We start from the raw sequence: 25,070 nt of genomic DNA, 5'->3' as shown, positions 1-25,070 counted from the left end.
CGGGCGTTCGGGTGGTGTCGGGGGTGGCGGGGTGGCTGTCGGCGGGAAGCCGGGGGCGGATGGCCGCACGGGTGGCGGGCGCTCGGGTGGTGTCGGGGGTGGCGGGGCGGCTGCCGGCGCGGAGGCGGGGGCGGATGGCCGCACGGGTGGCGGGCGCTCGGGTGGTTCCGCAGGCGGCGCCGGGGCGCCGGAGGCGGATGGCCGCTGGGGTGGTGGGCCCTCGGGTGATCCCGGCGGCGGCGGAGTGGCCGTCGCCGCGCCGCCTGTGCTCATGCGGCCGGTGCCGCCGCCGAAGTCCGTTGTTGTTCCGCTGCCGCCCTCCGTTCTGCCCGCCTCCGGGCTGGCCGGAGTCGCCGGGGCGCTTCTGCTGCCCGTCGACCGGCCCGGGATCGGGTGGGTGCTCTCCGGGCTGGCCGTCGTGGGCGCGGTCGTGGTGGCCGATCGGCGTTCGCGGGAGGGGGCCGGCGGCGGCTTCACCTGGCGGAATGCCGGATGGGCCGTCCTCGCGCTCGCGTTGCTCGCCGTGGGGGCCGTGCGGGCGTCGGGGTGGCTGTTCGTCCTGTGCGTGATCGCCGCCGTCGTGGCCGGGTCGCTGGCCGTGGTCGGGGCACGGACCGTGCACTCCGTCCTCTACGACATGCTCGCCGTGCCGATCGAGGCCGTCCGGGCCGTTCCGTGGGTCGGGCGGGGGGCCGGGCGCTTCGCCGCCCGCCGGGACGGGGTCGCCCGGCGGGTCGCGCTGGCCGTGCTCGCCGCCGCCGGGCTCGTCGGCGTGTTCGTTCCGCTGCTGGCCAGCGCCGATGCCGCCTTCGCCGCCGTCGTCAACGCGCTGCTCCCCGAGCTCAGCGTCGCGACGCTCGTGCGGTGGTGCTCCGTCTTCGCCGTCGTCACCCTGGCCGCCGCCGGGGCCTGCTACTTCCTCGCCGCTCCGGCGCCGCCCGCGCCGGTCGGGCGTCCACATCGGACGAAGTACGGTCTGGAGTGGACGGTTCCGCTCGGCGTCCTGATCCTCGTGTTCGGCCTCTTCGTCGGGGTCCGGCTGGTCGTGCTCTTCGGCGGCACCGAGTACGTCCTGCGCACCGGCAACCTGACGTCGGCGCAGTACGCCCGCGGCGGCTTCTGGCAGCTGTGCGCCGTCACCGTGCTGACGCTGGCCATCGTCGCCGCGGCGCTGCGGTGGGCGCCGAACGCGACCAAGGCCGACCGGCTCCGGCAGCGCCTCCTGCTCGGCACGCTCAGCGCGCTCACCCTGGTGCTCGTCGGCTCCGCGTTGAGTCGCATGTGGACCTACCAGCAGGCGTACGGCTTCACCGTGCTGCGGCTGCTGGTCGAGGTCTGCGAACTCTGGTTCGGCGCGGTGTTCGTCCTGGTCCTGGCGGCGCTGGTCCGGTTGCGCCCGGCCTGGCTGCCCCGCGCGGCGATCGGCACGGCGGCGGCGGCGCTGCTGGTGCTCGCCGTCCTCGACCCGGAACGCCTCATCGCCGACGCCAACCTCGACCGCGCGGCCGCCGGCAAGCCCCTCGACGACCGTTACCTGGCCCGCTTCTCCGCCGACGTGGTCCCGGCCGTGTCGGCGCGGCTGCCGGAACCGCTGCGCACGTGCGTGCTGCGGCAGGTCCTGCGCGACGACACCCCGGACGGCTGGCCGGCCTGGAACCTCAGCCGCTCGACGGCCCGTGACGTGACGTTCGGCCCGGTGACGGCGTGCGGCTGAACCGGACCGGCGGGTAACGCGTGGTTAAGAGTTACGCGGAAGCCACCGGGCCGTCGTGGGGGCGGCCCGGCGGCTTCCGCGCGCTCAACGAGGCCACCAGGGCTTCCCACGATCGGGTGGTTACGGAGAGTGTTCCGCCGGACCGGTCCTTCGTGTCGCGGATCTGCGACAGCCCGGCGAGCCGAACTTCGACGCAGTTGGTCTCTTCACCGCTGTGAGAAGACTTCCGCCAGGTCGCATCCGACATTTCAGGCCTCCAGTTCCGAGATCACCCCCTGGACGAGCTGGAGCGATTCGGGTTCGCCGAGCGCCAGGGCGGACAAGTCCTGCATGGCCGTGCGGTAGTCGGCCAGGTGGTTCTGATCGTAGACATAGCCGCTGCCGCGATAGTGCTCGAGATGCACGATCGGCGGCAGGTCGTGGAAGTCGAAGATGACGAAAGGCCCGTAGAGGCCGGGGTGGTAGCCGATGCCGCCCGGGACGATGCGCACCGACACGTTGCGGGCGCGCGCGACGGCGAGCAGGTGGCGGAGCTGCTCGGCCATCACCTGCGCGCCGCCGATGTTCTGGCGCAGCACGGATTCGCTGAGCAGGGCGCGGTACTCCAAAGGCGGGTAGCCGGTCAGGACCTCGCGCCGGGCGATCCTGATCATCACCCGGGTTTCGATCTCGCGCGGGGGCAACGCGGTGGAGGTGAAGAGGGCCTTGATGTAGGCGGGAGTCTGCAGCAGCCCGGGCATCAGCCCGGTCGCCCATTCCGACATGTTCGCGGCGGTCTGCTCGTACTCGACGAAGGTCGCCAGCTTCGGCGGCGCGTGCTGCTCGAGCCAGTTGGGCTCGTTGGCGTTGCGGGCCAGCTCCAGGAGCCGGTCGCGTTCGCCCGCATCCACTCGCAACGCAGTGAGGACCGTGGCGACGTCCTCGATCTTCGGGATGCGCTTGCCGCTCTCCCAGTTGGAGATGTTCTGCGGCAGCACGTCGATCAACCGGCCCAGCTCCCGGACCTTCAGATTCCGCGCCTGCCTGGCTCTCTTCATGCCGAAACCCAGGGCACGGGCCCGGGGGGTGGCGATCGGTGGTGGCATGGGGCACAGCCTGCCCGGGAGCAGGCCGTGCCCGGTCGGGTGATGCCGTTCCGCTGTCGCGGAACAGCGTCAGAAGGCGAAGACCTCGTCCGAGTCGCGATCGGCCTCGCACCGGTTGGCGTACGTCGTCTTGAACGACACCGGCTTTCCGCGCCAGGTGCCGATCGCCGTCGCCTCCACCGGGGCGTAGATCAACGTGCACGCCTGGTGGCGCGCGTTGATCCGGGAGAAGTCACCGCCCGCTGCCGACAGCACCGCGCACGCCTTGTCGCGTTGGGGGTGCGTGCCACCCACCGGGTCGCACGTCAGCACCACCGAACCGGTCCGGCCGGCGGTGTCGTGGGTGGTCAGCTGCAGCGTCGAGGCCGGGGGTTGCGCCGGCGCCAGACAGCCGAGGCTCAGCAAGCAAGCTGCGAAGGGGATTAGGGCCATATCGGTGTCATCGGCCGTCCGAGGGTGATCACTGCACGGCACGTCCGGGTGAGTCTTCGTCGCTCGGCCGAGTGAGGTCCCTAGCCAGCAAAGCCACATACAGCGACAACATCGATTCCGGGTCCTCCAGCCGGACGCCCAGGACCTGCTCGATCCGGGCGAGCTGCTGGTAGTAAGCCGTCCGGGAGGTGTGGGCTGCCGCGGCCGCCGCCGACTTGTTGCCGCCCTGCTCGCAGTAGTGCCGCAACGCCTGGACGAGCCGGCTGCCCGAGGTCGCGTCGCGCTGCAGCAGCGGGCCGAGCTCCCGGGCCGCGAAGGCCGTCACGCGCTCGTCTCCCGACAGCAGGTGCAGCAGGCCGCGCAGGCGGACGTCCGACAACCGGTGCAGCACCCGTTCCACGCCCGTGCCGAGCGCCGCCGCCGCGACCTGGCTCGCTTCCAGCAACGTCCGGCGCGCTTCGGCGGGGGACGAGACCGTCGTCCCGACCGCGAGCACGCCCGGCGCGCTGCCGCGGGCCTCGTGGACGTCGGTGGCGAGCCGGTGCAGCACCGCGTCGGCGTTCGCCTCCGGGGACAGCGCGATCAGCGCCCGGACGCCGAGGTCGTCCGTCGCCACCAGCGCCGACACCTTCGCGCGGCGGGCTGCCAGCACCGTCGCCTCGGCCAGCTCGCGCAGCACCGGGGGTGTCGACAACGCCGGCCGCGCGGTGCCGGTCAGCCGGGGCCGGACGGCGAGCCCGACCAGCTGCCGCCCGGGCAGCGGCACGGCCAGCGCCGAGGCGCGGGCCAGCAGCTCCGCCGTCGGCGCCGGGGACGCCAGCAGCTCGGCGAGCACCGCGCGGTGGGCCTGGCGTTCGAGACCGTCGGAATCCTTGGCGACCAGCCGGTGCACGGCCAGCGCGGACGCGGCCCGCTCGGCGACCACCCGGTGCCGGTGCGGCGGCTGGTCGGCGCAGACGAGGATCAGCCGTCCCCAGTCGTGCCCGCGCGCGCCGACCACGGTCACCAGCCAGCCCGAACCCGGGTGGTAGCCGGTCCGCTCGCCGACCTGGACCACCCGGGAGCGGGACGGCCACCCGACCAGGAGCTCGGCCGGGTCGGTGCCGGCCGCGTCGTAGGCGAGGACCTCGTGCGACAGCGTCTCCAGCACCACCGGCTGCTCGGTGAGCCGGGCGACCTCGCCGAGGACGACGCCGGGTTCGGCGCCCGCGACCGTCAGCGCGGTGAACGTCTCGTGCACGCGCTCGGCGGCGCGCAGCTCGGCGACCTGGGCGTCGACGATCTGGCCGTTGACCGCTTCGGTGACGCTCACGAACCGCGTCTCCCGCGAGAGCGTGACCAGGGGCAGGCCGTGCTCCTCGGCCGCGCCGACCAGCGCGGCGGGCAGCTTGTCGCTCCAGTGCCGGACCAGCTCGACCACGACGCCCGCGGCGCCCACCCCGGCCAGGTCGGCGACGTAGCGGGCGAGGGCCGGGCCGTCGTCGGGCAGCGCGACGCCGGTGGTCAGCACCAGCTCGCCGCCGCGCAGCAGGTGCGCGATGTCGGCGACTTCGGCGACGTGCGCCCAGCGCACCGGCGCGTCCAGCCCGGCGGCGCCGGCGACGACGTGCGGACGGCCCTGGCGCAGCACCGGCAGCGCGAGGACCTCGGCGACGGTCGGGTACATGGCTCCTCGGCGTGGGGTTCGGCAGGGACAGACTGTACGGCCGGGAGCCAACTGGCGTACACGTTGCCGATGGCCTGGCGTGCCGCCCACCCGGAGACTCAGGTCGGGACGCAGCCGGAGTGAAGGAGTGCCCGTCGTGACCGACCGCATCAGCCACTGGATCGACGGCAAGCCGTTCGGCGAGACCGCCGCGCGGTCCGGCGAGGTGTTCGACCCGGCCACCGGACAGGTCCGGGCGCACGTCGACTTCGCCGGCGAGGCCGAGGTCGAAGCCGCCGTCGCCGCGGCCAAGGCGGCGCTGCCGGGCTGGCGCGGGACGTCGCTGGCCGGCCGGACGCGCGTGCTGTTCGCCTTCCGCGAGCTGCTGTCCGCCCGCAAGCACGAGCTGGCGAAGATCATCACGAGCGAGCACGGCAAGGTCGAGTCCGACGCGGCAGGCGAGATCGCCCGCGCGATCGAGAACGTCGAGTTCGCCTGCGGGGCCGCCCAGCTGCTCAAGGGCGGGTTCAGCGAGAACGCCTCCACCGGCGTCGACGTCTACTCGATCGCCCAGCCGCTGGGCGTGGTCGGCGTGATTTCGCCGTTCAACTTCCCGGCCATGGTGCCCCTGTGGTTCGTCCCCAACGCGCTGGCCTGCGGGAACACCGTCGTGCTCAAGCCGAGCGAGAAGGACCCGTCGGCGGCGGTGTTCATCGCGGAGCTGTTCGCCGAAGCCGGGCTGCCCGCGGGCGCGCTCAACGTGCTGCACGGCGACAAGGTGGCCGTCGACGGGCTGCTCGAGCACGCCGACGTCAAGGCGATCTCGTTCGTCGGGTCGACCCCGATCGCGCGGTACGTCTACGAAACCGGCACCCGGCACGGCAAGCGCGTCCAGGCGCTCGGCGGGGCGAAGAACCACATGGTGGTGCTGCCGGACGCCGACCTCGACCTCGCCGCCGACGCCGCGGTGTCGGCCGGGTTCGGTTCGGCGGGGGAGCGGTGCATGGCCGTGTCGGTGGTGGTGGCCGTCGACCCGGTCGGCGACGCGCTCGTGGCGAAGATCGCCGAACGGATGTCCCGGCTGCGCGTCGGCGACGGCCGGGACCCGGCGTCCGAGATGGGGCCGCTGGTCACCGCGGCGCACCACGCGCGGGTCTCGTCCTATGTGGACGCCGGGGTGTCGGCCGGTGCGACCTTGGTCGTCGACGGCCGGGGGATCGAGGTGGCCGGGGACGGCTTCTGGCTCGGCCCGACGCTGTTCGACCACGTCCGCCCGGAGATGCCGATCTACACCGACGAGATCTTCGGCCCGGTGCTGTCGGTGGCCCGCGCGGGTTCCTACGACGACGCGCTGGCGCTGATCAACGCCAACCCGTACGGCAACGGCACGGCGATCTTCACCGGCGACGGCGCGGCCGCGCGGCGGTTCCAGAACGAGGTCGAGGTGGGCATGGTCGGGGTGAACGTGCCGATCCCGGTCCCGGTCGGGTACTACTCGTTCGGCGGCTGGAAGGACTCGCTGTTCGGCGACAGCCACGCGTACGGGCCGGAAGGGTTCCACTTCTTCACCCGGACGAAGGTGGTCACCTCACGCTGGCCGGACACCTCGCACGCCGGCGTCAACCTGGGCTTCCCTCGCAACTCCTGAGCGGCTTCAAGCCGGCCAGCGCCGACCGGCTCGCGTCGTCCGCGGGCCTGCCGATCATCACCCGCTGGTCGGTGTCCTGGAGGGGCAGGAGCACCTCGAAGTCGACCGCGAGGACACCGGCCGCGGGATGACGCAGCACCTTGCTGCCGCGCCCGGTGGCCTTGACGTCCCGCTCGGCCCACAGGCGGGCGAACTCCTCGTCACGGGTGGTGCATTCGGTGATGAGGCGGAGCAACGCGGGATCGTCCGGATGGGCGGCCCAGGCGGCGCGCAGGTGCGCGACCCCGTCGCGCAGCACACGCGCGCGGTCGACGTAGCGCTCGCGGATCTCCGGGTGCAGCAGGCACAGCCACATCGCGTTGCGCCGCGACGGCGGCAGGGTGCCGAAATCCAGGAGCAGCGCGGCCATTTCGCCGTTCCAGGCCAGGATGTCGTAGCGGTGGTTCATGAGCATGGCCGGCAGCGGTGCGAGGTCGGCGACCAGCCGGGCCAGCGACGGCACCGCGGTGGTGGCGGGCTCGGTGGCGGCGCGCGGACGCTGCCGGGTCAGGTCGAACAGGTAGGCGCGTTCGGCGGCGGTCAGGCGCAGCGCCCGGGACAGCGCCTCCACGACGTCCGCCGAAGGCCGCAGCCCGCGCCCCTGCTCGAGCCGGACGACGTAGTCGACACTGACGCCGGCCAGTTCGGCGACCTCTTCGCGGCGCAGGCCCGGGGTACGCCGGGCCTGCCGGCGCACGGGCACGCCCGAGCCGCCCGGGTCCAGGCGCTCGCGCCGGGTCCGCAGGAACGCGGCCAGCTCCTCGGTCGGGGTGATCATGCCCGGTGCAACCGCCGGACGTAGGACTCGTGTTCCCAGGAAGTCCCTTCCCTTACCCCTGGCCCGCGGTGATCACAGGCTGGTGCCCCACCACCGAGCACAGGAGAAACCGATGTCACTCACCCTCGACACCTACCGGCTGCTGGGGCGCTCCGGGCTGCGGGTTTCCCCGCTGGCGCTGGGCACGGCGACCTTCGGCACCGAGTGGGGCTGGGGCGCGGAGAAGGACGAGGCCCGCAAGCTGTTCGACACCTACGTCGAGCGCGGCGGCAACTTCGTCGACACCGCGAACACCTACACCGACGGCAGTTCCGAGCGCCTGCTCGGCGAGTTCGCGCGCGGCCGCCGCGAGAGCCTGGTGCTGGCGACGAAGTACTCGACGTTGCGCCGGCCCGGCGACCCGAATTCCGGTGGCCCGCACCGCAAGAGCCTGTTCGCGTCCGTGGAGGCCAGCCTGCGGCGGCTGGACACGGACTACCTCGACCTGCTCTACCTGCACGTGTGGGACTTCACGACGCCGGTGGAGGAGATCCTGCGCGGCCTGGACGACCTGGTCCGCCAGGGCAAGGTCCGGTACGTGGCGATGTCCAACGTCCCGGCGTGGGAGGTCTCGCGCATGCAGGCGATCGCCGACCTGCGCGGCTGGTCACCGCTGGTCGCGCTGCAGATCGAGTACAACCTCGTCAACCGGGCCGGCGAGCGTGACCTGATCCCGATGGCCCGGGCCATCGGGCTGGGGGTGACCCCGTACTCACCGCTGGCGGGCGGCCTGCTGACCGGCAAGTACCGCGGCGCCGACCTGACCGCACCGGACGCCGGGGGCGCCGGGACCCGCAAGAGCTTCAACGCCGGGCTGGGCCTGGTGACCGAGCGGAACCTCGCGATCGCCGAGGCGGTGAAGCAGGTCGCCGCCGAGCTCGACCGCACGCCCGCGCAGGTCGGGCTGGCCTGGACCCTGCAGAACCCGGGCGTGACGGCACCGATCATCGGCGCACGGACTCCCGCGCAGCTCGAGGACAACCTGGGCGCGCTGGAGGTCGCCTTCACCGCCTCGCACCTGGCCCGCCTCGAGGAGGTCTCCGCGATCGAGCTCGGTTACCCGCACGACGCGCTCGCCGGTGACCACCTTCGCCGGGTGACCCGGGGAGACATGGTGATCGAAGCCCGCCGCTGATCACCGGTCGTGAGTGGTGAGGCCGGTCAGAACCCGCCTCACCACTCACGACCGCCGCGGCAGACCGCTCAGGCCCGGATGACGTCGGGGCCCGCGTTGAGCGCGACCGGCTCAGGCTTACGTAAACTCGGACCGGGCAGCGAGCGAGGTAGGTGAGGAACCGGTGGCCAACGCGGAGGAACGCCGCTTCGAAGTGCTGCGCGCGATCGTCGCGGACTACGTGTCCAACCAGGAACCCGTCGGGTCCAAGGCGATCGTCGAACGGCACAACCTGGGTGTGTCGAGCGCCACCGTGCGCAACGACATGGCGACGCTCGAAGAAGAGGGCTACATCACGCAGCCGCACACCAGTGCCGGCCGCGTGCCGACCGACAAGGGCTACCGCCTCTTCGTCGACCGGCTCTCCGAGATCAAGCCGCTGAGCGCCGCCGAGCGCCGGGCCATCACCACCTTCCTCGACAGCGGCACCGACCTCGACGACGTCCTCAAGCGCTCGGTCCGCCTGCTCGCGCAGCTGACCCGCCAGGTCGCCGTCGTCCAGTACCCGATGCTGACCAACGCCAAGGTGCGGCACCTCGAAGTGGTGCCGCTCACGCCGGCGCGGCTGATGCTGGTGCTGATCACCGACAACGGGCGCGTCGACCAGCGCACGGTCGACATCGGCGACGTCATCACCGAGGACGACGTCGCCCGGCTCCGGACCGTGCTCAACGCGGCCATGGCCGGGCGGCGGCTCAACGACGCCGCCGCGCGCGTCGCCGAGCTGCCCGACAAGTCGCCCGGCGAGCTGCGGGACGCGCTCATCCGCGTCACCACCGTGCTCGTCGAGTCGCTGGCCGAGCACCCCGAAGAACGCCTGGTGCTCGGCGGCACCGCGAACCTCACCCGCAACGTCGCGGACTTCCCGGGCTCGCTGCGCCAGGTGCTCGAAGCGCTCGAGGAACAGGTCGTCGTGCTCAAGCTGCTGGCCGCCGCGCGCAACCCCGGTGCGATCACGGTCCGCATCGGTGAGGAAAATGAAGACGAGCAGATGCGCAGCACCTCGGTCGTCTCGATCGGCTACGGCCGCGACGACGTGGTGCTCGGCGGCATGGGGGTGGTCGGCCCGACCCGGATGGACTACCCCGGCACGATCGCCGCGGTGCGGGCGGTCGCCAACTACGTGGGGCAGATCCTGGCCGGCCGCTGAGCCGGGCAGAGCAGAAGGAGAAGCAGAGACGGTGGCGAGGGACTACTACGGCATCCTCGGGGTGGCCAAGAACGCGAGCGATCAGGAGATCAAGCGCGCGTACCGGAAGCTGGCCCGGGAGCTGCACCCCGACGTCAACCCGTCGGACGACGCCCAGCACAAGTTCGCCGAGGTCACGACGGCCTACGAGGTGCTGTCCGACCCGCAGAAGCGCAAGATCGTCGACCTCGGCGGCGACCCGATGGACGCCGGTGCGCGCGGCGGTGGCGGCGACCCGTTCGCCGGCTTCGGCGGCCTCGGCGACATCATGGACGCCTTCTTCGGCGCGGCCGGCGGTGGCGGCGGGCGCGGGCGCGGCCCGCGCAGCCGCGTCCAGCCCGGCTCCGACGCGCTGATCCGGCTCGGCCTCACCCTCGAGGAGTGCGCCACCGGCGTCGACAAGGAAATCGCCGTCGACACGGCGATCGTCTGCGACCTCTGCCGCGGCGCGGGCACCAGCGAGGGCACCTCGGTCAAGACCTGCGACACCTGCGGCGGCGCCGGCGAGGTCCAGTCCGTCCAGCGGTCCTTCCTCGGCCAGGTCGTCACCGCCCGCCCCTGCCCGGTCTGCCGCGGCTTCGGCGAGGTCATCCCCGACCCCTGCCGCCAGTGCGGCGGCGACGGCCGCATCCGCGCCCGCCGCAACGTCACCGCGAAGATCCCGCCGGGCGTCGGCGACGGCATGCGCATCCGGCTGTCCGGCCAGGGCGAGGTCGGCCCCGGCGGCGGCCCGGCCGGCGACCTGTACGTCGAGATCGACGAGACCCCGCACGAGGTCTTCGTCCGGCAGGGCCACGACCTGCACTGCAACTTCCGCATCCCGATGACCACGGCCGCGCTCGGCGCCACGGTGCCGATCTCGACCCTGGTCGACGGCGACTACGAACTCGACGTCGAACCGGGCACCCAGCCCAACGCCGAGCTCGTCCTCACCGGCAAGGGCATGCCGCGGCTGCGGTCCTCCGGCCGCGTCGACGGCCGCGGCGACCTGCACGTCCACATCGACGTCGTGGTCCCGACCAAGCTCGACGACGCCCAGCGCGAACTGCTCGTCGAGCTGGCCCAGCAGCGCGGCGAAGAGGTCCCGACGCTGGCGTCCAACGGCACCAAGCACGGCGGGCTGTTCGCCAAGCTCCGCGCCAAGAACCACCGCTGACCGTGCCCGACACCACCCTGCCGGTCTTCCTCGCCGCGTCCGTGCCGGCTTCGGGCCGCGCGGTCCTCGACGGCGAGGAAGCCCGGCACGCGGCCACCGTCCGCCGCCTGCGGGCCGGGGAACGGCTGGTCCTGTCCGACGGCGCCGGCGCGATGGCCCGGTGCGTCGTCGAGGGCGTCCAAGCCGGGCGGGACGCGCTGGTGACGCTGTCGGTCGAGTCGTCCTGGACCGAGGAACCCCCGGCGCTGCGGGTCCTGGTCGCGCAGGCGCTGGCCAAGGGCGACCGCGGAGAACTCGCCGTCGAACTCGCCACCGAAGCCGGCGTCGACGCGATCGTCCCCTGGCGGGCGGCCCGCAGCGTCGCCAAGTGGGAAGACGGCGGCCGCGGGGAGAAGGCGCTCGCACGGTGGCGGGCGACAGCCCGGGCGGCCGCGAAGCAGGCCCGGCGGGCGCACGTGCCGGACGTCACCGAGCCGGTGACCACGGGGGAACTGGCCGGGCTCGTGGCCACGATGTCGCTGGCCATCGTGCTGGAATCCGACGTCCCCGACCGGCTCACCGACCTGCCCCTGCCCGACACCGGGGACGTGCTGCTGGTCGTCGGGCCGGAAGGCGGGGTGACGGACGAGGAACTCGCCGTCCTGCGGGAAGCCGGAGCCCGGGCGGTCCGGCTCGGGACCACGGTCCTGCGGACCTCGACGGCCGCCGCCGTAGCCCTCGGAGCACTGGGTGCGCTCACCACCCGTTGGCAGTAGATCGCGGCGAAAAACGGCAAAAATTTGCGCCCAGTTATGGCGCGATCACGCTCCGACCGGTTACTCTCATTTACTAACGCACCGTTCAATGATCAGGTGCGCCACTGGGAAGAAGACTCCGCCGGGCACCTCCCCCCTCGGTCCGGCGGCCGCCGCGGTCGCGGTGAGGCGACCCCCAGGCTTCACCGCCACCGCGGCATCTCTTCTCGCTCGCTTCGCTCGCGGTCGAGCCGCGGTTTTGGTTTCGTCCTCTCCTCTGGGGGTCAAACCCCCAGACCCCCAGCCGGGGGCGAGCCCCCGGACCCCCCGCGAGTTTCGTTGTGGGTGGGTTGGGGAGGGCGTGTTGCGGGGCTCGGCGGCCTTCGGCGCCTTCGCTGGGTGGTGGGTGGGGGTCGATAGGGTGCTTCCATGAGCGAAGCTGATGCCGACACCCTCTTCGAACGGATCGTTGGTGGGGAGATCCCTGCTGACGTTGTCTATCAGGATGAAACCACCTTTGCCTTTCGGGATGTTCGGCCGCAGGCTCGGGTTCATGTGCTTGTTGTTCCGCGGAAGCGGTACCGGAACCTGGCCGAGCTTGCTGCTGGGGATCCGCGGCTTTTGAGTGATGTTGTCGCCACTGCTCGTAAGGTTGCCGAGATCGAGGGCATCCTCGAGAGCGGGTACCGGGTGGTGTTCAACACCGATGGGGATGCCGGGCAGACCGTGTTCCACGTGCACGCCCACGTTCTCGGCGGGGAGCCGCTCGGGTTGTTCGGGGCTCCGGACCAGGACTAGGGAAACCGGCCTGCGTCCTGTCGGTGGGTGCCAGTAGCATCGGTGGGGTCCGTTCTCCCTCACCGAGAAAGCAGGCCTGAGGCCACGTGGCCGGAACCGTACCGGGTGGTGCCGCCCGACCCGACGTCCCCGGGGACGTCGCCAAGACCGAGGATGCCGCCGTCCAGGCTGCGCAGTCCCGGTTCCCCATCCCCGACGCCGCCGCGCTCAGCCTGCTCGGCTCCCGCGACGAAAACCTGCGTGTCGCCGAGGAACTCCTGGCCGCCGACGTGCACGTCCGCGGCAACGAGGTCACCCTGACCGGAACACCCGCCGACGTCGCGTTCGCCGAACGCGTGTTCGCCGAGCTCGTGCAGCTCGCCACCGGCGGGCAGCAGGTCGGGCCCGACACCGTCCGGCGCACCGTCGGCATGCTCTCCACGGGCGACGCCTCGCCGGCCGAGGTCCTCAGCCTCAACATCGTCTCGCGCCGCGGCAAGACCATCCGGCCCAAGACGCTCAACCAGAAGCGGTACGTCGACGCCATCGACAAGCACACCGTCGTCTTCGGCATCGGCCCCGCCGGCACGGGCAAGACCTACCTCGCCATGGCGAAGGCCGTCCAGGCCCTCCAGGCCAAGCAGGTCACCCGCATCGTGCTGACCCGCCCGGCCGTCGAAGCCGGCGAACGCCTCGGCTACCTGCCCGGCACCCTGAACGAGAAGATCGACCCGTACCTGCGGCCGCTCTACGACGCCCTGCACGACATGGTCGAACCCGAGTCGATCCCGCGGCTCATGCAGGCCGGCACCATCGAGATCGCGCCGCTGGCCTACATGCGCGGCCGCACGCTGAACGACGCCTTCATCATCCTCGACGAGGCCCAGAACACCACGCCCGAGCAGATGAAGATGTTCCTCACCCGGCTCGGCTTCGGGTCCAAGATCGTCGTCACCGGCGACATCACCCAGGTCGACCTGCCCAGCGGGCAGCGCAGCGGCCTGCGGGTCGTGCGCGACATCCTCACCGGCGTCGAGGACCTCCACTTCGCCGAGCTCACCAGCCAGGACGTCGTCCGGCACCGGCTCGTCGCGAGCATCGTCGACGCCTACGAGAAATGGCAGGCCGTGCAGGACGCCCAGCAGAACGACGGCTGGAAGGGCAACCGGCGTTGAGCATCGAGATCGCCAACGAGTCCGGCGTCATCGTCGACGAGACGTCCATCGTCTCCGCCGCCCGCTACGCCCTCGACAAGATGGAGGTCAGCCCGCTCGCCGAGCTGTCCATCCTGCTCGTCACCCTCGACGTCATGGAAGACCTCCACGAGCGCTGGATGGACCTGCCCGGTCCCACCGACGTCATGGCCTTCCCCATGGACGAGCTCGACTCCTCCCGCCGCCCCGACGCGCCCGACGCGTCGCCGGCGCTGCTCGGGGACATCGTGCTCTGCCCGGCGTTCGCCAAAGACCAGGCCAAGACCGCGGGCCACGGTCTGATCGACGAGCTGCACCTGCTCACCGTGCACGGCGTGCTCCACCTCCTCGGCTACGACCACGCCGAACCCGCCGAGGAACGCGAGATGTTCGCCCTCCAGAAGCGCATCCTCGGCGAGTACCAGGAGGCCGTCGCCGCCCTGGAGAAGCGGGACGCCCAGCGCAACACCGACGACCGCGTCCTCGGCATCGCCGGGCTCGACGCCCCCGCCACCGCCGCCGAGCCACCCGCCGGGGAAACGCCCTAGGCGCCAGCCATGGAACAGCTCTTCTTCGCGATCGCGCTCGTCCTCCTGGCGGGCGTGTTCGCGGCGGCGGACGCCGCGATCAGCACCGTGTCGCAGGCCCGGGCCGACGGCCTCGCCCGGCTCGGGCTGCCCGGGGCCAGCCAGCTCGCCGCCGTCGTCGCCGAACGCCGGCGGCACATCAACCTGCTGCTGCTGCTCCGGCTCGGCTGCGAGCTCACCGCCACCGTGCTCGTCACGGTCTTCGTGGGCACCCGGCTGGCGCCGCTCGGCCTCGCCGTGCTGGTCGCCGCGGTCGTCATGGTCGTCGTCAGCTACGTCCTCATCGGCGTCGGCCCGCGCACCCTCGGCCGCCAGCACCCCTACCGCATCGGCCGCTACGTCGCCGGGCCCGTCCGCGTCCTCGGATCCGTCCTGGGCCCGCTGTCCCGGCTGCTCATCCTCATCGGTAACGCGATCACGCCCGGCCAGGGCTTCCGCGAAGGCCCGTTCACCTCCGAAGTGGAGCTGCGCGAGCTCGTCGACCTCGCCCAGGAACGCGGCGTCGTCGAGGACTCCGAACGCGAGATGATCCACTCGGTGTTCGAGCTCGGTGACACCGTCGCCCGCGAGGTCATGGTCCCGCGCACCGAGATCGTCTGGATCGAGCGCACCAAGACCGTCCGGCAGGCGCTGGCGCTCGCGCTGCGCACCGGCTTCACCCGGCTGCCGGTGATCGACGAGTCCGTCGACGACATCGTCGGCGTCGTCAACATCAAGGACCTGATGACCGGCTACCTCGAGCCCGACGGGCCGAGCACCGTCGTCGACTCCGTGATGAACTCCGCGTCCTTCGTCCCCGACTCGAAGCGGCTCGACGAGCTGCTCAAGGAGATGCAGCGCTCGCACAACCACATGGCGATCGCCGTCGACGAGTACGGCGGCACGGCGGGCCTGCTCACCATCGAAGACGTGCTCGAGGAGATCGTCGGCGAGATCACCGACGAGTCCGACGCCGACGAGCGCCCCGAAGTCGAGGAGCTCGACGGCGGCGCCGTCCGCGTCTCCTCCCGGATGAGCGTCGACGACCTGGGCGAACTGTTCGGCATCGACCTCGAAGACCACGACGTGGAGACCGTGGGCGGGCTGCTCGCGGAACGACTGGGTAGGGTCCCGCTGCCGGGGGCCGAAGCCGAGGTCGCCGGCCTTCGGCTGTTCGCCGAAGGGGGCAAGGACCGGCGCGGCCGCATGCGGATCACCTCCGTGGTCGTGCACCCGGCCGACGCCGAAGCCATGACGGACCCCGTCGACCGGACGCGCCGCCGCACGCGCCTGCCCCACCCCGACGAACGCGACAGGAGCGTCGAACATGCCTGACCTCGAGGCCGAGGACCAGAAACTCGTCACGCTGGCCCGGTCCTCGCGCGCCCGCATCCAGGCCCCCGAGGGCGCCGCGGTCCGCGACACCGACGGCCGGACCTACGCCGCCGGCACGGTCGACCAGCCGTCGTTCAAGCTCACCGCGCTGCAGGCCGCCGTCGCCGCCGCGCTGTCCAGCGGCGCCGAGGGCATCGAGGCCGCCGCCGTCGTCACCGACCAGGGCCTGGTCAAGGGCGCGTCCGTGCACGCCGTCCGCGACATCGCGAAGTACGCGCCGATCATCCTGGCCGGCCCGGACGGCGAAGTCATCGAGGTGCTCACCCGATGACCGAGCACCGTTCCGGATTCGCCTGCTTCGTCGGACGGCCCAACGCCGGGAAGTCGACGCTGACCAACGCCCTCGTCGGCACCAAGGTCGCGATCACCTCCAGCAAGCCGCAGACCACCCGGCACGCCATCCGCGGCATCGTCCACCGCGAGGACGCCCAGCTCGTCCTCATCGACACGCCCGGCCTGCACCGCCCGCGCACCCTGCTCGGCGAGCGGCTCAACGACATCGTGCACACCACCTGGTCCGAAGTGGACGTCGTCGGCTTCTGCGTCCCGGCCAACGAGAAGATCGGGCCCGGCGACAAGTTCATCGCGAACGAGCTGCAGAAGATCGCCAAGCGGACGCCGGTCATCGGCATCGTCACCAAGACCGACCTCGTCCAGCCCCAGCAGGTCGCCGAGCAACTGCTCGCCCTGCAGCAGGTGATGGACTTCGCCGAGCTCGTCCCGGTGTCCGCAGTGGACGGCTTCCAGGTCGGCACCCTGACCGACCTGCTGGTCCGGCGGCTGCCCGAAGGCCCGCAGCTGTACCCGGGCGGCGAGCTCACCGACGAGCCCGAGCAGACCCTGGTCGCGGAGCTGATCCGCGAGGCGGCACTGGAGGGCGTCCGCGACGAGCTGCCGCACTCGATCGCCGTCACCGTCGAGGAGATGCTGCCCCGCGAAGGCCGCGACGACCTCGTCGACGTGCACGCGTTCCTCTACGTGGAACGGCCCAGCCAGAAGGGGATCATCCTGGGCCACAAGGGCGAACGGCTGCGCGAGGTCGGTGCCACCGCCCGCAAGAACATCGAGCGGCTGCTCGGCTCCAAGGTCTACCTCGACCTGCACATCAAGGTGGCCAAGGAGTGGCAGCGCGACCCCCGTCAGTTACGCCGGCTCGGTTTCTGAGGCGTTTTCCCGCCCGCCGGAGAGCGGCGGCGGAATTCCTGGTCTCGATTCGGTCGCGGCGGGACGAAACCCGGGGCGCGCGATGATCTCGCCCCCTACAGTCGCGGCTTCGACCACACCGCGGCCGGTCGGGGCGGCTGCGGAACCGGTGGTCGTCTCTGGAGCACGACGAAGGGGAACAACCGACCATGACCGACAGCCAGGGCATGCCCAACTACCCCGGCGAGCAGCCGAACCAGCCCGGCGGCCAGCCGAACTACCCCGGTGGGCAGCCGGGCGGTTACCAGCCGGGCCCGCCCCCGAGCAACAACCTCGTGTGGGCGATCCTCACCACGATCCTGTGCTGCCTCCCGTTCGGCATCGTGTCGATCGTCCAGGCCGCGAAGGTGAACGGCCTGTGGGCGCAGGGGCAGACCGCGGCCGCGCAGGAGGCCGCCAACTCCGCCAAGAAGTGGGCGATCATCGCCGCGGTCGTCGGTGTGGTCGTCAACGTGCTGTGGATCATCCTGCTGATGGCGGGTGCGCTCTCGTTCAACACGACCACGTCGCCATACTGACGTAGCCGAGCAGCAGGAGGATCCCGGTGACCGACCAGTACCCGCCGCCGTACCCGCCCCAGGGCGGGCCGGGTTACGGCTACGGCTACGCGCCGCCGAACTACGGGCCACCGCCGGACAACAACCTGGTGTGGGCGATCCTGAGCACCGTGCTCTGTTGCCTGCCCCTGGGTGTGGTCGCGATCGTGAAGGCCAACCAGGTGCACACGCTGTGGTACCAGGGCTTCCACGCCGAGGCGCAGAAGGCCGCGGCCGACGCCCGCAAGTGGGCGATGTGGTCGGCCATCACGGTCGGGATCCTCCTGCTGCTCTACGTCGTGTTCATCGTGGTGATGATCGTGTTCGTCGGCGCCAACGCGAACCGGCTGACGCCGTGACCACGACCGTCTACACGGGATACCCGGCCCGCGGCGCCAAGGCCAGGCTGCGCGCGCTCAGCGCGCCGATGGCCGTCGTCGCCGGGCTCGGTGCGTGCTGCGTGGCCGTCTGGGTCGGCGACCCGACCACCCCGGGCGGGTTCCTGCCCATCTGCCCGACGAAGGCGCTGCTCGGCATCGACTGCCCGGGCTGCGGCGGCATGCGGATGGCGTACAGCCTGATGCACGGGGACATCCCCGCGGCCCTGCACTACAACGCCGTGTCGCTCGTCGTCGTGCTGCTGATGGGGTGGAGCGTCGTCGCGTGGACGCTCGGGCGCCTGCGCGGCCGCGCGATGGACAGCTGGCTGCACTGGCGATGGACGCCGCTGGTCTTTTCGATCGTGTTCGTCGTCTGGTTCGTCATCCGCAACCTGCCGTTCGCGCCGTTCACGGGCTTGCGCGTCTGATCGGGACGGACCGGAACCGGGTCGCCACCGACCGCGTCGGACCGGCGGGCGGTTCACCCGGACAGCTGAAGCCTGGGCGCCACGGCGGACGGCCAACCGAGTACGCTCCCGCGGACCGGACCGACGAGGGCGGATCCGTTTCCGCGTGTCGGGGAAGTGACCAGCGAGGGGAAGACACCCAATGACCGATCCCTACGGTCAGCAGCCCTTCGGGCAGCAGCCCGGTGGCCAGCAGCCGTTCGGACAGCCGCAGCCCTACGGGCAACCCGCGCCCTACGGGCAACCCGCGCCCTACGGGCAGCCGGCGCCGTTCGGGCAGCAGGGCAACCCCTTCGGTCCGCCGCGCAACTACGCGAGCTGGGGAAAGCGCGCCCTGGCCTGGCTCATCGATCTGAGCCCCCTCCTCGGGCTGTACTTGGTTCTGCTGCTGCTCATCCTCGTCTTCGGGCACGTCGCCTCGCTGTGGCTCACGATCGGCGTGCTCGGCTGGCTCGGGTGGATCGGCTGGTCCATCTACAACCGGTGGATCACACAGGGAAACACCGGTCAGTCGATGGGCAAGCGGTACGCCAAGATCAAGCTGGTCCGGGAGGACACCGGGCAGCCGGTCGGCCCGGGCACGGCCTTCCTGCGCGACCTCGCGCACGCCGTCGACAGCGCCGTCTGCTACGTCGGCTGGCTCTGGCCGCTGTGGGACGACAAGTCCCAGACCCTCTCCGACAAGATCATCGGCACGGTCGTGGTCAACGCCGACGACGCGGCCGCGCCGTTCGCGCAGCAGGGTGCGCCGGGGTTCGCCGGCGGCTTCCCGCCGCCGGGGCCGCAGCCGGGCCAGTTCGGCCAGCCGCCCTCCGGCGGGTTCCCGCAGCAGCCCGCGTCCGGGGGTTTCCCCCAGCAGCCGCAGTCCGGTGGCTTCGAGCAGCAGCAGCCCGCTCCGGGTGGCTTCGGCCAGCCGCAGCCGGGCGGGTTCGGCCAGCCCCCGTCCTCCGGGGGGTTCGCGCAGCCCCCGCAGCCGGGCCAGCCGCTCGCCCCGCCACCGGGTGGGGGCGGCGCCTTCGACGAGCAGGCGGAGCGCACCCAGATGCTGCGCCCGGGCTCCGGGAACGCCTTCGACGAGCAGGCCGAGCGCACCCAGATGCTGCGTCCGGACGCCCAGGGCGAACCCGAAACGACCCAGAAGATCCAGCCCGGCCAGTTCGGCCAGCCGCCGAACGAGCAGCGCTGATCCGTTCCTTTCCGCACCACCGCCGGAGTCGCCCGGCGGAAATCACGAATAGTTGGGGTAGAACGTCATGACCAATCCCTACGGCCAGCAGCAGCCCTACGGCCAGCAGCCGCAGCAGCCGGGTTACGGCCCGCCGTCCGGCGGCACGCCCGCGCCCTACGGCCAGCCGGCGCCGTACGGGCAGCCCGCGCCGTACGGCCAGCCGCCCACCGGTGGCTTCGGCGCCCCCGGCTACGGCATGCCCGGCGGCGGTGGCGACATCAACGCCATCAAGGACTACAAGGGCTGGGCGATCGGCTCCATCTTCCTCTGCTGGATCCTCGCGATCTTCGCGATCATGAAGTCCAACGAGGTCCAGACGTACAAGATGCAGGGCAACTACGCGATGGCGGAGCAGGCCTCGCGCACCACGAAGACGCTCTGCCTGATCGCCACCATCATCGGCGCGCTGGGCTGCGTGCTGACGATCGTCTGGATCATCATCGCGGCCGTCGCCGCCAGCAGCTGCTACGGCTACTACTGCTGATTCCGCGGGGCGCTCCACCCCGGCATCATCCCGAAGTGGGACGATGTCGGGGTGGTGAACCTCTACCGCGACACCGGGGTGGTGTTGCGCACGCACAAGCTGGGTGAGGCCGACCGGATCGTCACCCTGCTGACGCGACGGCACGGCAAGGTCCGCGCCGTGGCGAAGGGCGTGCGGCGCACCTCGTCGCGCTTCGGGGCCCGGCTGGAGCCGTTCGGCCACGTCGACGTGCAGTTCTACACCGGGCGCACGCTCGACGTCATCACCCAGGTCGAGACCGTCGACGCGTTCCAGCTGCCGCTGGTCGCCGACTACCAGAGCTACACCGCGGCCAGCGCGATCGCCGAAACCGCGGACCGGCTCTCGGCCGAAGAGGGCGAGCCGGTGCTCAAGCTGTACCTCCTCGTCGTCGGAGCGCTGCGGGCGCTGGCCGACGGGCAGCGTGACTCCTCGCTGGTGCTCGACGCGTTCCTGCTCCGCGCGATGTCCTACGCCGGCTGGGCGCCCGCGCTCACCGAGTGCGCCCGCTGCGGCCTGCCCGGCCCGCACACGGCGTTCAGCGTCGCCGCGGGCGGCTCGATGTGCGCCGACTGCCGGATCGCCGGCTGCGTGCACCCCGCTCCCGAGGTCCTCGACCTGCTCACCGCCCTGCTGCACGGCGAATGGCCGCTGGCCGAGGCGACCCTGCCCGGCACCCGCCGCGACGCGAGCGGGCTGGTCGCGGCGCACCTGCAGTGGCACCTGGAGCGGCAGCTGCGGTCCCTGCCCCTGGTCGAGCGCCGTGCCCGCGAGTCGGTGAAGCAAGCCGGGGGCTCCGCCACCCCGCAAAGACAGGCGGTACCCGGGCAGTAGGGTCGGGCCTGACCGGTTTCACCCATCCAGGGAGGCTCGCAGTGCTGCGCAGGGGACGCGACAACAAGGCGTCGCGATACGAGCTGCGGGCCCCGGATCCGCACCCGTCGGGCGCGAAGCCGCCGGAGATCCCGCGTGAGCTGGTGCCCAAGCACGTCGCGCTGGTGATGGACGGCAACGGCCGCTGGGCCAACCAGCGCGGCCTGCCGCGGATCGAAGGCCACAAGCGCGGCGAAGCGGTGATGATCGACGTCGCCAGCGGCGCGGTCGAACTCGGCGTCAAGTGGCTCTCGGTGTACGCGTTCTCGACCGAAAACTGGAAGCGCAGCCCCGAAGAGGTGCGGTTCCTGATGGGCTTCAACCGCGACACCATCCGCCGCCAGGTCGACTACCTCGGCTCGATCGGCGTGCGCATCCGCTGGGCCGGGCGGCGGCCGAAGCTGTGGGCGTCGGTCATCAAGGAACTGCAGGCGGCCGAGGAGAAGACCAAGCACAACACGGCGCTGAACATGACCATGTGCGTCAACTACGGCGGCCGCGCCGAGCTGGGCGACGCCATGCAGCGGATCGCCCGTGACGTCGCCGACGGCAAGCTGAACCCCGACAAGGTCAACGAAAAGACCATCGGGAAGTACCTGTACCAGCCGGACATGCCGGACGTGGACCTGTTCCTGCGGCCTTCGGGTGAACAGCGGACGTCGAACTTCCTGCTGTGGCAGTCGGCCTACGCCGAGATGGTCTACCAGGACACCCTGTTCCCGGACTTCGACCGCACCCACCTCTGGCGGGCCTGCCTGGAATTCGCGAAGCGGGATCGCCGCTTCGGCGGCGCCGTCGACCAGGCGGCTTCTTCGTGAGCGCCACCGAAGCGGTCGAAACGGCGGAGCTGCTGACCCGGGCCCGCGAGGCCCTCGAGCGCTACCTCGAGGTCCACGTGGACGACGACGGCGCGCTGACGTTCTCCCACGGCGGCGTCCCGTGCGTGATCCAGGCGACCCGGCTCGGCGAGGGGCTCACCGTGCTGACCCTGACCTGTGTGGTCGGCTGGGACCTGGTGGACGCGCCTTCGCTGTCGATCGCGGTCGCCGAGCGGGCGGGGCAGGGGTTGTTCGGGACGCTCGGGATCGGGCATTCGGACAACGGGGCCGACGTGACCCTGCGGTACGCGTTCCCGGCCGCCGGGCTGGACCCGGCGGCGCTCGGGACGTTGCTGATGCTGGTGGTGTCGACGGCTTCGCAGCTGCGGACCGATCTGCCCGGAATCGTGCCCGGCGACTGACCCGTCCGGGGTGGACTTTCCGCCGCGAACGGAGGATCGGGGTCCGAAACGGACCTTGATCCTCCGTTCGCGGCCCGTGCGGCTCCCCGGGTGCCGGGCGGTGCTGGCATCATCGCCGTCGTGAACATCGTTTCCGACACCGAGGCCGAGCCCGGCCGGCGCACGCGCCGGTTCCGGATCAGCTCGGTCGAGGTGCTGTGCGCGATCCTGCTGATCGCGATCCTCGCCCAGAGCCGGCTGCAGCAGGTGTTCGACGTCCCCGCGTTGCGCACCGGCTCGACCGTGTTCGTCGCCGTCTGCGTCCAGGCGCTGCCGTTCCTCGTGCTGGGCGTGCTGATCAGCGGGGCCATCGCCGCGTTCGTGCCCGCCCGCGTGCTGGAGAAGGTGCTGCCCCGCCGGGCCGGGGCGGCGGTCGGCGTCGCCGGCCTGGCCGGGGTCGCGCTGCCGGGCTGCGAATGCGCTTCGGTGCCGGTGGCGCGGCGGCTGATGGGGCAGGGCGTGGCCCCGGCCGCGGCGCTGACGTTCCTGCTCGCGGCACCGGCGGTGAACCCGGTGGTGCTGGTGGCCACCGCGGTCGCGTTCCCCGGCAAGCCGGAGATGGTGCTGGCGCGGTTCGCCGGCTCGCTCGCCACGGCGATGGTGATGGGCTGGCTGTGGGCCCGCTGGGGCAAGCTCGAGTGGATCACTTCGCGGGCCCTGCGGCGTCTCCCGGACGTGGCGGGCGGTCAGCGGTGGCGCGTGTTCGCCGAGACGGCGCGGACGGACCTGGTCGAGGCGGGCGGTTTCCTGGTGCTGGGGGCACTGATCTCGTCGGCGCTGAACGTGCTCGTGCCGGCGAAGTGGTTCGGGGTGCTGGGCGGCCAGCTCGTGCTGGGTGTGGTGGTGATGGCGGTGCTGGCGGTGGTGCTGGCGCTGTGCAGCGAGGCGGACGCGTTCGTCGCGGCGTCGCTGACGGCGTTGCCGCTGCTGCCGAAGCTGGTGTTCCTGGTCGTGGGCCCGGCGATCGACGTCAAGCTGTTCGCGCTGCAGGCGGGGACGTTCGGCCGGTCGTTCGCGGTGCGGTTCGCGCCGGCGACCTTCGTGGTGGCGGTGGCCTGCGCGGTGGGGGCCGGATTCCTGGTGGGGGTCGCGTGAAACGGGAAACCCAGAACATCCTGCTGATCCTGCTCGGCGGGGCGTTGGTCAAGATCGCGGTGAACGGCGATTACCTGCGGTACGTGAAGCCGGCGCAGCAGCCGTGGATCATCGCCGGCGGCGCGGTGATGGTGCTGCTGGGCGCGGTGGCGATCGTCCGTGACCTCGTGGCGTCGCGGGCCGCCGTGCCGCACGAGCACGGTGAGCACGCGCACTCGGCGCGTCCGGCGTGGCTGCTGCTGGTGCCGGTGCTGGCGGTGTTCCTGATCGCGCCGCCGGCGCTGGGGTCGGACTCGGTGATCCGCACGGAGGCCCGCGCCCCGTCGACCGCGGCGGCGGCCAACGCGGCGGCGTTCCCGCCGTTGCCGGTGGGGAACGTGGTGCCGTTGACGGTGAACGAGTTCGTCAGCCGCGCGGGCTGGGACGCGGCGGGCACGTTGAATGGCCGCACGGTGTCCCTGACGGGGTTCGTGGTGCACACCGAAGGCAGCACGCTGCTGGCGCGGCTGGTGATCAGCTGCTGCGCGGCGGACGCGTTCCCGGTGACGGTCCGCCTCCGCGGCGGCGAAGCCGACCACCTCGCCAGCGACGCCTGGATCCAGGTCACGGGCCAGGTGGTCCCGGGCACGGCGACGAAGGAGAACAGCTACACGCCGGACTTCGCCCCGGCCTCGGTAGCCCCGGTCCCCACCCCGAAGGACCCCTACGAGTACTGACCCCGTACCCACCCGGACGACACGCGTACGCGGGTGGACGACACGCGTACGCAGGTGGACGACACGAGGTGGCCGGGGGCGGGCGGTGTGTCGTCCGGCTGGGTACGCGAGTTCGCTTTCCCGGTACGCGTGTCGTCCGGTCAGGTACGCGTGTCGTCCGGCTGGGTACGGCCGGGTGGGTCAGTGCTCGGCGCAGGTGCCGGTGATCTCGACCGTGTGGGAGATCTCCGAGAAGCCGTGCTCGGCCGCGATCTTCTCCGCCCAGCGCTCGACGGCCGGGCCCTCGACCTCGACCGTGCGGCCGCACAGGCGGCACACCAGGTGATGGTGGTGGTGCGCCGAGCAGCGGCGGTAGATCGCCTCGCCCGAGTCCGTGCGCAGCACGTCGATCTCGCCGGCTTCCGACAGCGACTGCAGGGTGCGGTACACCGTCGTCAGGCCGATGCCGTCGCCGCGTTTGCGGAGCTCGTCGTGCAGCTCCTGGGCCGACCGGAAGTCGTCGATCGTGCTGAGCAGCTCGACGACCGCGGCCCGCTGCCGGGTGGATCGGCGCCCGGGGAGCGGGGCCTGGCTGCGCGACGCGGCCGTGTTCATCATTTTCCTTCCTGCACGTGGGCGACGGCGTCGACGACGATGTGCGCCAGGTGGTCGTCGGCGAGCCGGTAGACGACCTCGCGGCCGCGGCGCTCGCCCTGGACCACCCCGGCCGTCTTCAGCACCCGCAGGTGCTGGCTGATCAGCGGCTGGGCGACGTCGAGGGCGTCGACCAGCTCGTGGACGCACCGGTCGGCCGCCCGCAGCTGCAGCACGATCGCGATCCGGACCGGCGCCGCCAGCGCGCGCAGCAGGTCGCCCGCGTCGGTCAGCACCGACTGCGCGGGGTGGGCCGGGGACGCGGGATTCCCTTCGGGCGCCGGGGTGCAGTCCGCGAGCCCCGGCTGGGCGCCACTCCCGGTGACCGTCGCCATTCCCGCCTCCACGCTGCCCGCGACCATGAATTCCGTAGTCATTGCCGATAACGGTCCCGCCCATCCTAGTGTTCCCCCGTCCGGGACCCCCGCCGCGGCGGGGAGCTGCGGGGTACGGCTGGTCGTGTTACCCCGTTCGGGTGAGTTCGTGGGATATTGGCGCTGCGGCTTCGCAAGTGGTGGCCGACGGGGCAAGGTGGTCGCGGAGCGTCTCGCCCTTTTACCGGATGCCGGCGACCCGCCCGAGCAGAGCAGTGGG

Annotated in this window: 29 protein-coding genes; 22 read left to right on the top strand and 7 right to left on the bottom strand. The window is 71.9% G+C overall.

Features of this window, described 5'->3' with window-relative positions; translation table 11 throughout:
- Window positions 1–271 precede the first annotated feature (271 nt).
- Window positions 272–1,714, top strand: a complete 1,443-nt coding sequence (locus DV20_RS08435; RefSeq protein WP_084093375.1) for a DUF4153 domain-containing protein — start codon at window positions 272–274, stop codon at window positions 1,712–1,714.
- A 31-nt stretch (window positions 1,715–1,745) separates the two neighbouring features.
- Here DV20_RS08435 and DV20_RS08430 read toward each other — a convergent pair whose 3' ends face one another.
- The 4 genes from DV20_RS08430 to DV20_RS08415 all read right to left on the bottom strand — a co-directional run bounded on the left by DV20_RS08430 (window position 1,746) and on the right by DV20_RS08415 (window position 4,897).
- Window positions 1,746–1,961 carry a DUF397 domain-containing protein gene (locus DV20_RS08430; RefSeq protein ID WP_043778031.1) on the bottom strand — a complete coding sequence of 72 codons (216 nt, stop codon included), beginning with the start codon at window positions 1,959–1,961 and terminating at the stop codon, window positions 1,746–1,748.
- A gap of 1 nt (window position 1,962) precedes the next feature.
- Window positions 1,963–2,799, bottom strand: a complete 837-nt coding sequence (locus DV20_RS08425; RefSeq protein ID WP_235190743.1) for a helix-turn-helix domain-containing protein — start codon at window positions 2,797–2,799, stop codon at window positions 1,963–1,965.
- Between the two features lie 69 nt (window positions 2,800–2,868).
- Window positions 2,869–3,231 carry an SSI family serine proteinase inhibitor gene (locus tag DV20_RS08420; RefSeq protein ID WP_043778028.1) on the bottom strand — a complete coding sequence of 121 codons (363 nt, stop codon included), beginning with the start codon at window positions 3,229–3,231 and terminating at the stop codon, window positions 2,869–2,871.
- Between the two features lie 28 nt (window positions 3,232–3,259).
- Window positions 3,260–4,897, bottom strand: a complete 1,638-nt coding sequence (locus DV20_RS08415; RefSeq protein WP_043778026.1) for a PucR family transcriptional regulator — start codon at window positions 4,895–4,897, stop codon at window positions 3,260–3,262.
- Window positions 4,898–5,033: 136 nt separating this feature from the next.
- Here DV20_RS08415 and DV20_RS08410 point away from each other — a divergent pair, with 136 nt between their 5' ends.
- Entirely contained in the window at window positions 5,034–6,524 is a 1,491-nt protein-coding gene (locus tag DV20_RS08410) for a CoA-acylating methylmalonate-semialdehyde dehydrogenase (RefSeq protein WP_043778025.1), read from the top strand.
- Here DV20_RS08410 and DV20_RS08405 read toward each other — a convergent pair.
- The gene (locus DV20_RS08405; RefSeq protein WP_043778024.1) at window positions 6,496–7,341 is read right to left on the bottom strand and encodes a helix-turn-helix domain-containing protein; all 846 of its coding nucleotides are present in this window, start codon (window positions 7,339–7,341) and stop codon (window positions 6,496–6,498) included. The two genes, DV20_RS08410 and DV20_RS08405, sit on opposite strands and share 29 nt — an antisense overlap.
- 112 nt (window positions 7,342–7,453) lie before the next feature.
- Here DV20_RS08405 and DV20_RS08400 point away from each other — a divergent pair, with 112 nt between their 5' ends.
- The 20 genes from DV20_RS08400 (at window position 7,454) to DV20_RS08305 (ending at window position 23,843) form a co-directional block, all read left to right on the top strand.
- The gene (locus DV20_RS08400) at window positions 7,454–8,515 is read left to right on the top strand and encodes an aldo/keto reductase (protein WP_043778023.1); all 1,062 of its coding nucleotides are present in this window, start codon (window positions 7,454–7,456) and stop codon (window positions 8,513–8,515) included.
- Window positions 8,516–8,678: 163 nt separating this feature from the next.
- Window positions 8,679–9,704, top strand: coding sequence for a heat-inducible transcriptional repressor HrcA (gene hrcA, locus DV20_RS08395; RefSeq protein ID WP_043778021.1), 1,026 nt, complete (start codon window positions 8,679–8,681; stop codon window positions 9,702–9,704).
- Window positions 9,705–9,735: 31 nt separating this feature from the next.
- A complete protein-coding gene (gene dnaJ / locus DV20_RS08390; RefSeq protein ID WP_043778019.1) occupies window positions 9,736–10,899 on the top strand; it encodes a molecular chaperone DnaJ in 1,164 nt (387 codons plus the stop codon).
- A gap of 2 nt (window positions 10,900–10,901) precedes the next feature.
- Complete coding sequence (locus DV20_RS08385; protein ID WP_043778017.1) at window positions 10,902–11,654, top strand: 16S rRNA (uracil(1498)-N(3))-methyltransferase; 753 nt, start codon at window positions 10,902–10,904, stop codon at window positions 11,652–11,654.
- 408 nt (window positions 11,655–12,062) lie between these two features.
- Window positions 12,063–12,431 (top strand): histidine triad nucleotide-binding protein, encoded by a 369-nt coding sequence (locus DV20_RS08380; RefSeq protein ID WP_043778015.1) that lies wholly within the window; start codon window positions 12,063–12,065, stop codon window positions 12,429–12,431.
- 86 nt (window positions 12,432–12,517) lie between these two features.
- A complete protein-coding gene (locus DV20_RS08375; protein ID WP_043778014.1) occupies window positions 12,518–13,585 on the top strand; it encodes a PhoH family protein in 1,068 nt (355 codons plus the stop codon).
- Complete coding sequence (ybeY, locus tag DV20_RS08370; protein WP_043778012.1) at window positions 13,582–14,151, top strand: rRNA maturation RNase YbeY; 570 nt, start codon at window positions 13,582–13,584, stop codon at window positions 14,149–14,151. The genes DV20_RS08375 and ybeY overlap by 4 nt, the downstream gene beginning before the upstream one ends.
- Window positions 14,152–14,160: 9 nt before the next feature.
- On the top strand, window positions 14,161–15,504 hold the full coding sequence (locus DV20_RS08365) for a hemolysin family protein (RefSeq protein WP_043778010.1): 1,344 nt from the start codon (window positions 14,161–14,163) through the stop codon (window positions 15,502–15,504).
- Entirely contained in the window at window positions 15,497–15,835 is a 339-nt protein-coding gene (locus DV20_RS08360) for a hypothetical protein (RefSeq protein WP_043778007.1), read from the top strand. Before DV20_RS08365 ends, DV20_RS08360 begins: the two co-directional genes overlap by 8 nt.
- Window positions 15,832–16,728: a GTPase Era gene (gene era, locus DV20_RS08355; protein WP_043778005.1), complete on the top strand. Its 897-nt coding sequence runs from the start codon at window positions 15,832–15,834 to the stop codon at window positions 16,726–16,728. Before DV20_RS08360 ends, era begins: the two co-directional genes overlap by 4 nt.
- Before the next feature lie 188 nt (window positions 16,729–16,916).
- Window positions 16,917–17,285, top strand: a complete 369-nt coding sequence (locus tag DV20_RS08350) for a CD225/dispanin family protein (protein WP_043778003.1) — start codon at window positions 16,917–16,919, stop codon at window positions 17,283–17,285.
- Between the two features lie 26 nt (window positions 17,286–17,311).
- Window positions 17,312–17,662 (top strand): CD225/dispanin family protein, encoded by a 351-nt coding sequence (locus tag DV20_RS08345; RefSeq protein ID WP_043778001.1) that lies wholly within the window; start codon window positions 17,312–17,314, stop codon window positions 17,660–17,662.
- A complete protein-coding gene (locus DV20_RS08340; RefSeq protein ID WP_043777999.1) occupies window positions 17,659–18,111 on the top strand; it encodes a DUF2752 domain-containing protein in 453 nt (150 codons plus the stop codon). The genes DV20_RS08345 and DV20_RS08340 overlap by 4 nt, the downstream gene beginning before the upstream one ends.
- 181 nt (window positions 18,112–18,292) lie before the next feature.
- Complete coding sequence (locus tag DV20_RS08335; RefSeq protein WP_043777997.1) at window positions 18,293–19,336, top strand: RDD family protein; 1,044 nt, start codon at window positions 18,293–18,295, stop codon at window positions 19,334–19,336.
- Between the two features lie 67 nt (window positions 19,337–19,403).
- Window positions 19,404–19,862, top strand: a complete 459-nt coding sequence (locus DV20_RS08330) for a CD225/dispanin family protein (protein ID WP_043777995.1) — start codon at window positions 19,404–19,406, stop codon at window positions 19,860–19,862.
- A 51-nt stretch (window positions 19,863–19,913) separates the two neighbouring features.
- Window positions 19,914–20,714, top strand: coding sequence for a DNA repair protein RecO (recO, locus tag DV20_RS08325; protein ID WP_043777993.1), 801 nt, complete (start codon window positions 19,914–19,916; stop codon window positions 20,712–20,714).
- A 41-nt stretch (window positions 20,715–20,755) separates the two neighbouring features.
- Window positions 20,756–21,571, top strand: coding sequence for an isoprenyl transferase (locus DV20_RS08320; protein ID WP_043777992.1), 816 nt, complete (start codon window positions 20,756–20,758; stop codon window positions 21,569–21,571).
- Entirely contained in the window at window positions 21,568–21,993 is a 426-nt protein-coding gene (locus DV20_RS08315; RefSeq protein WP_043777991.1) for a YbjN domain-containing protein, read from the top strand. Before DV20_RS08320 ends, DV20_RS08315 begins: the two co-directional genes overlap by 4 nt.
- Before the next feature lie 126 nt (window positions 21,994–22,119).
- The gene (locus tag DV20_RS08310; protein ID WP_407638324.1) at window positions 22,120–23,127 is read left to right on the top strand and encodes a permease; all 1,008 of its coding nucleotides are present in this window, start codon (window positions 22,120–22,122) and stop codon (window positions 23,125–23,127) included.
- Window positions 23,124–23,843 carry a TIGR03943 family putative permease subunit gene (locus tag DV20_RS08305; protein WP_043777990.1) on the top strand — a complete coding sequence of 240 codons (720 nt, stop codon included), beginning with the start codon at window positions 23,124–23,126 and terminating at the stop codon, window positions 23,841–23,843. Before DV20_RS08310 ends, DV20_RS08305 begins: the two co-directional genes overlap by 4 nt.
- A gap of 180 nt (window positions 23,844–24,023) precedes the next feature.
- Here the strand turns inward: DV20_RS08305 and DV20_RS08300 are convergent, their stop codons facing one another.
- Entirely contained in the window at window positions 24,024–24,437 is a 414-nt protein-coding gene (locus DV20_RS08300; protein ID WP_043777989.1) for a Fur family transcriptional regulator, read from the bottom strand.
- Entirely contained in the window at window positions 24,437–24,811 is a 375-nt protein-coding gene (locus DV20_RS08295; RefSeq protein WP_043777988.1) for an ArsR/SmtB family transcription factor, read from the bottom strand. The genes DV20_RS08300 and DV20_RS08295 overlap by 1 nt, the downstream gene beginning before the upstream one ends.
- Window positions 24,812–25,070: the final 259 nt, after the last annotated feature.

The organism is Amycolatopsis rifamycinica, assembly GCF_000695625.1.
GTDB classification, from domain to species: domain Bacteria; phylum Actinomycetota; class Actinomycetes; order Mycobacteriales; family Pseudonocardiaceae; genus Amycolatopsis; species Amycolatopsis rifamycinica.
This window is presented reverse-complemented; position numbering and strand designations above follow the sequence as displayed.

Bases quoted from the DNA above. Each gene is read 5' to 3' on its own strand.
- DV20_RS08400 (WP_043778023.1), top strand. From the start codon at position 7,454: ATGTCACTCACCCTCGACACCTACCGGCTGCTGGGGCGCTCCGGGCTG.
- DV20_RS08330 (WP_043777995.1), top strand. From the start codon at position 19,404: ATGACCAATCCCTACGGCCAGCAGCAGCCCTACGGCCAGCAGCCGCAG.
- DV20_RS08420 (WP_043778028.1), bottom strand. From the start codon at position 3,231: ATGGCCCTAATCCCCTTCGCAGCTTGCTTGCTGAGCCTCGGCTGTCTG.
- DV20_RS08360 (WP_043778007.1), top strand. From the start codon at position 15,497: ATGCCTGACCTCGAGGCCGAGGACCAGAAACTCGTCACGCTGGCCCGG.
- DV20_RS08430 (WP_043778031.1), bottom strand. From the start codon at position 1,961: ATGTCGGATGCGACCTGGCGGAAGTCTTCTCACAGCGGTGAAGAGACC.
- DV20_RS08300 (WP_043777989.1), bottom strand. From the start codon at position 24,437: ATGAACACGGCCGCGTCGCGCAGCCAGGCCCCGCTCCCCGGGCGCCGA.
- DV20_RS08380 (WP_043778015.1), top strand. From the start codon at position 12,063: ATGAGCGAAGCTGATGCCGACACCCTCTTCGAACGGATCGTTGGTGGG.
- DV20_RS08335 (WP_043777997.1), top strand. From the start codon at position 18,293: ATGACCGATCCCTACGGTCAGCAGCCCTTCGGGCAGCAGCCCGGTGGC.
- DV20_RS08405 (WP_043778024.1), bottom strand. From the start codon at position 7,341: ATGATCACCCCGACCGAGGAGCTGGCCGCGTTCCTGCGGACCCGGCGC.
- era (WP_043778005.1), top strand. From the start codon at position 15,832: ATGACCGAGCACCGTTCCGGATTCGCCTGCTTCGTCGGACGGCCCAAC.
- DV20_RS08295 (WP_043777988.1), bottom strand. From the start codon at position 24,811: ATGGCGACGGTCACCGGGAGTGGCGCCCAGCCGGGGCTCGCGGACTGC.
- DV20_RS08425 (WP_235190743.1), bottom strand. From the start codon at position 2,799: ATGCCACCACCGATCGCCACCCCCCGGGCCCGTGCCCTGGGTTTCGGC.
- DV20_RS08415 (WP_043778026.1), bottom strand. From the start codon at position 4,897: ATGTACCCGACCGTCGCCGAGGTCCTCGCGCTGCCGGTGCTGCGCCAG.
- DV20_RS08365 (WP_043778010.1), top strand. From the start codon at position 14,161: ATGGAACAGCTCTTCTTCGCGATCGCGCTCGTCCTCCTGGCGGGCGTG.
- DV20_RS08350 (WP_043778003.1), top strand. From the start codon at position 16,917: ATGACCGACAGCCAGGGCATGCCCAACTACCCCGGCGAGCAGCCGAAC.
- DV20_RS08435 (WP_084093375.1), top strand. From the start codon at position 272: ATGCGGCCGGTGCCGCCGCCGAAGTCCGTTGTTGTTCCGCTGCCGCCC.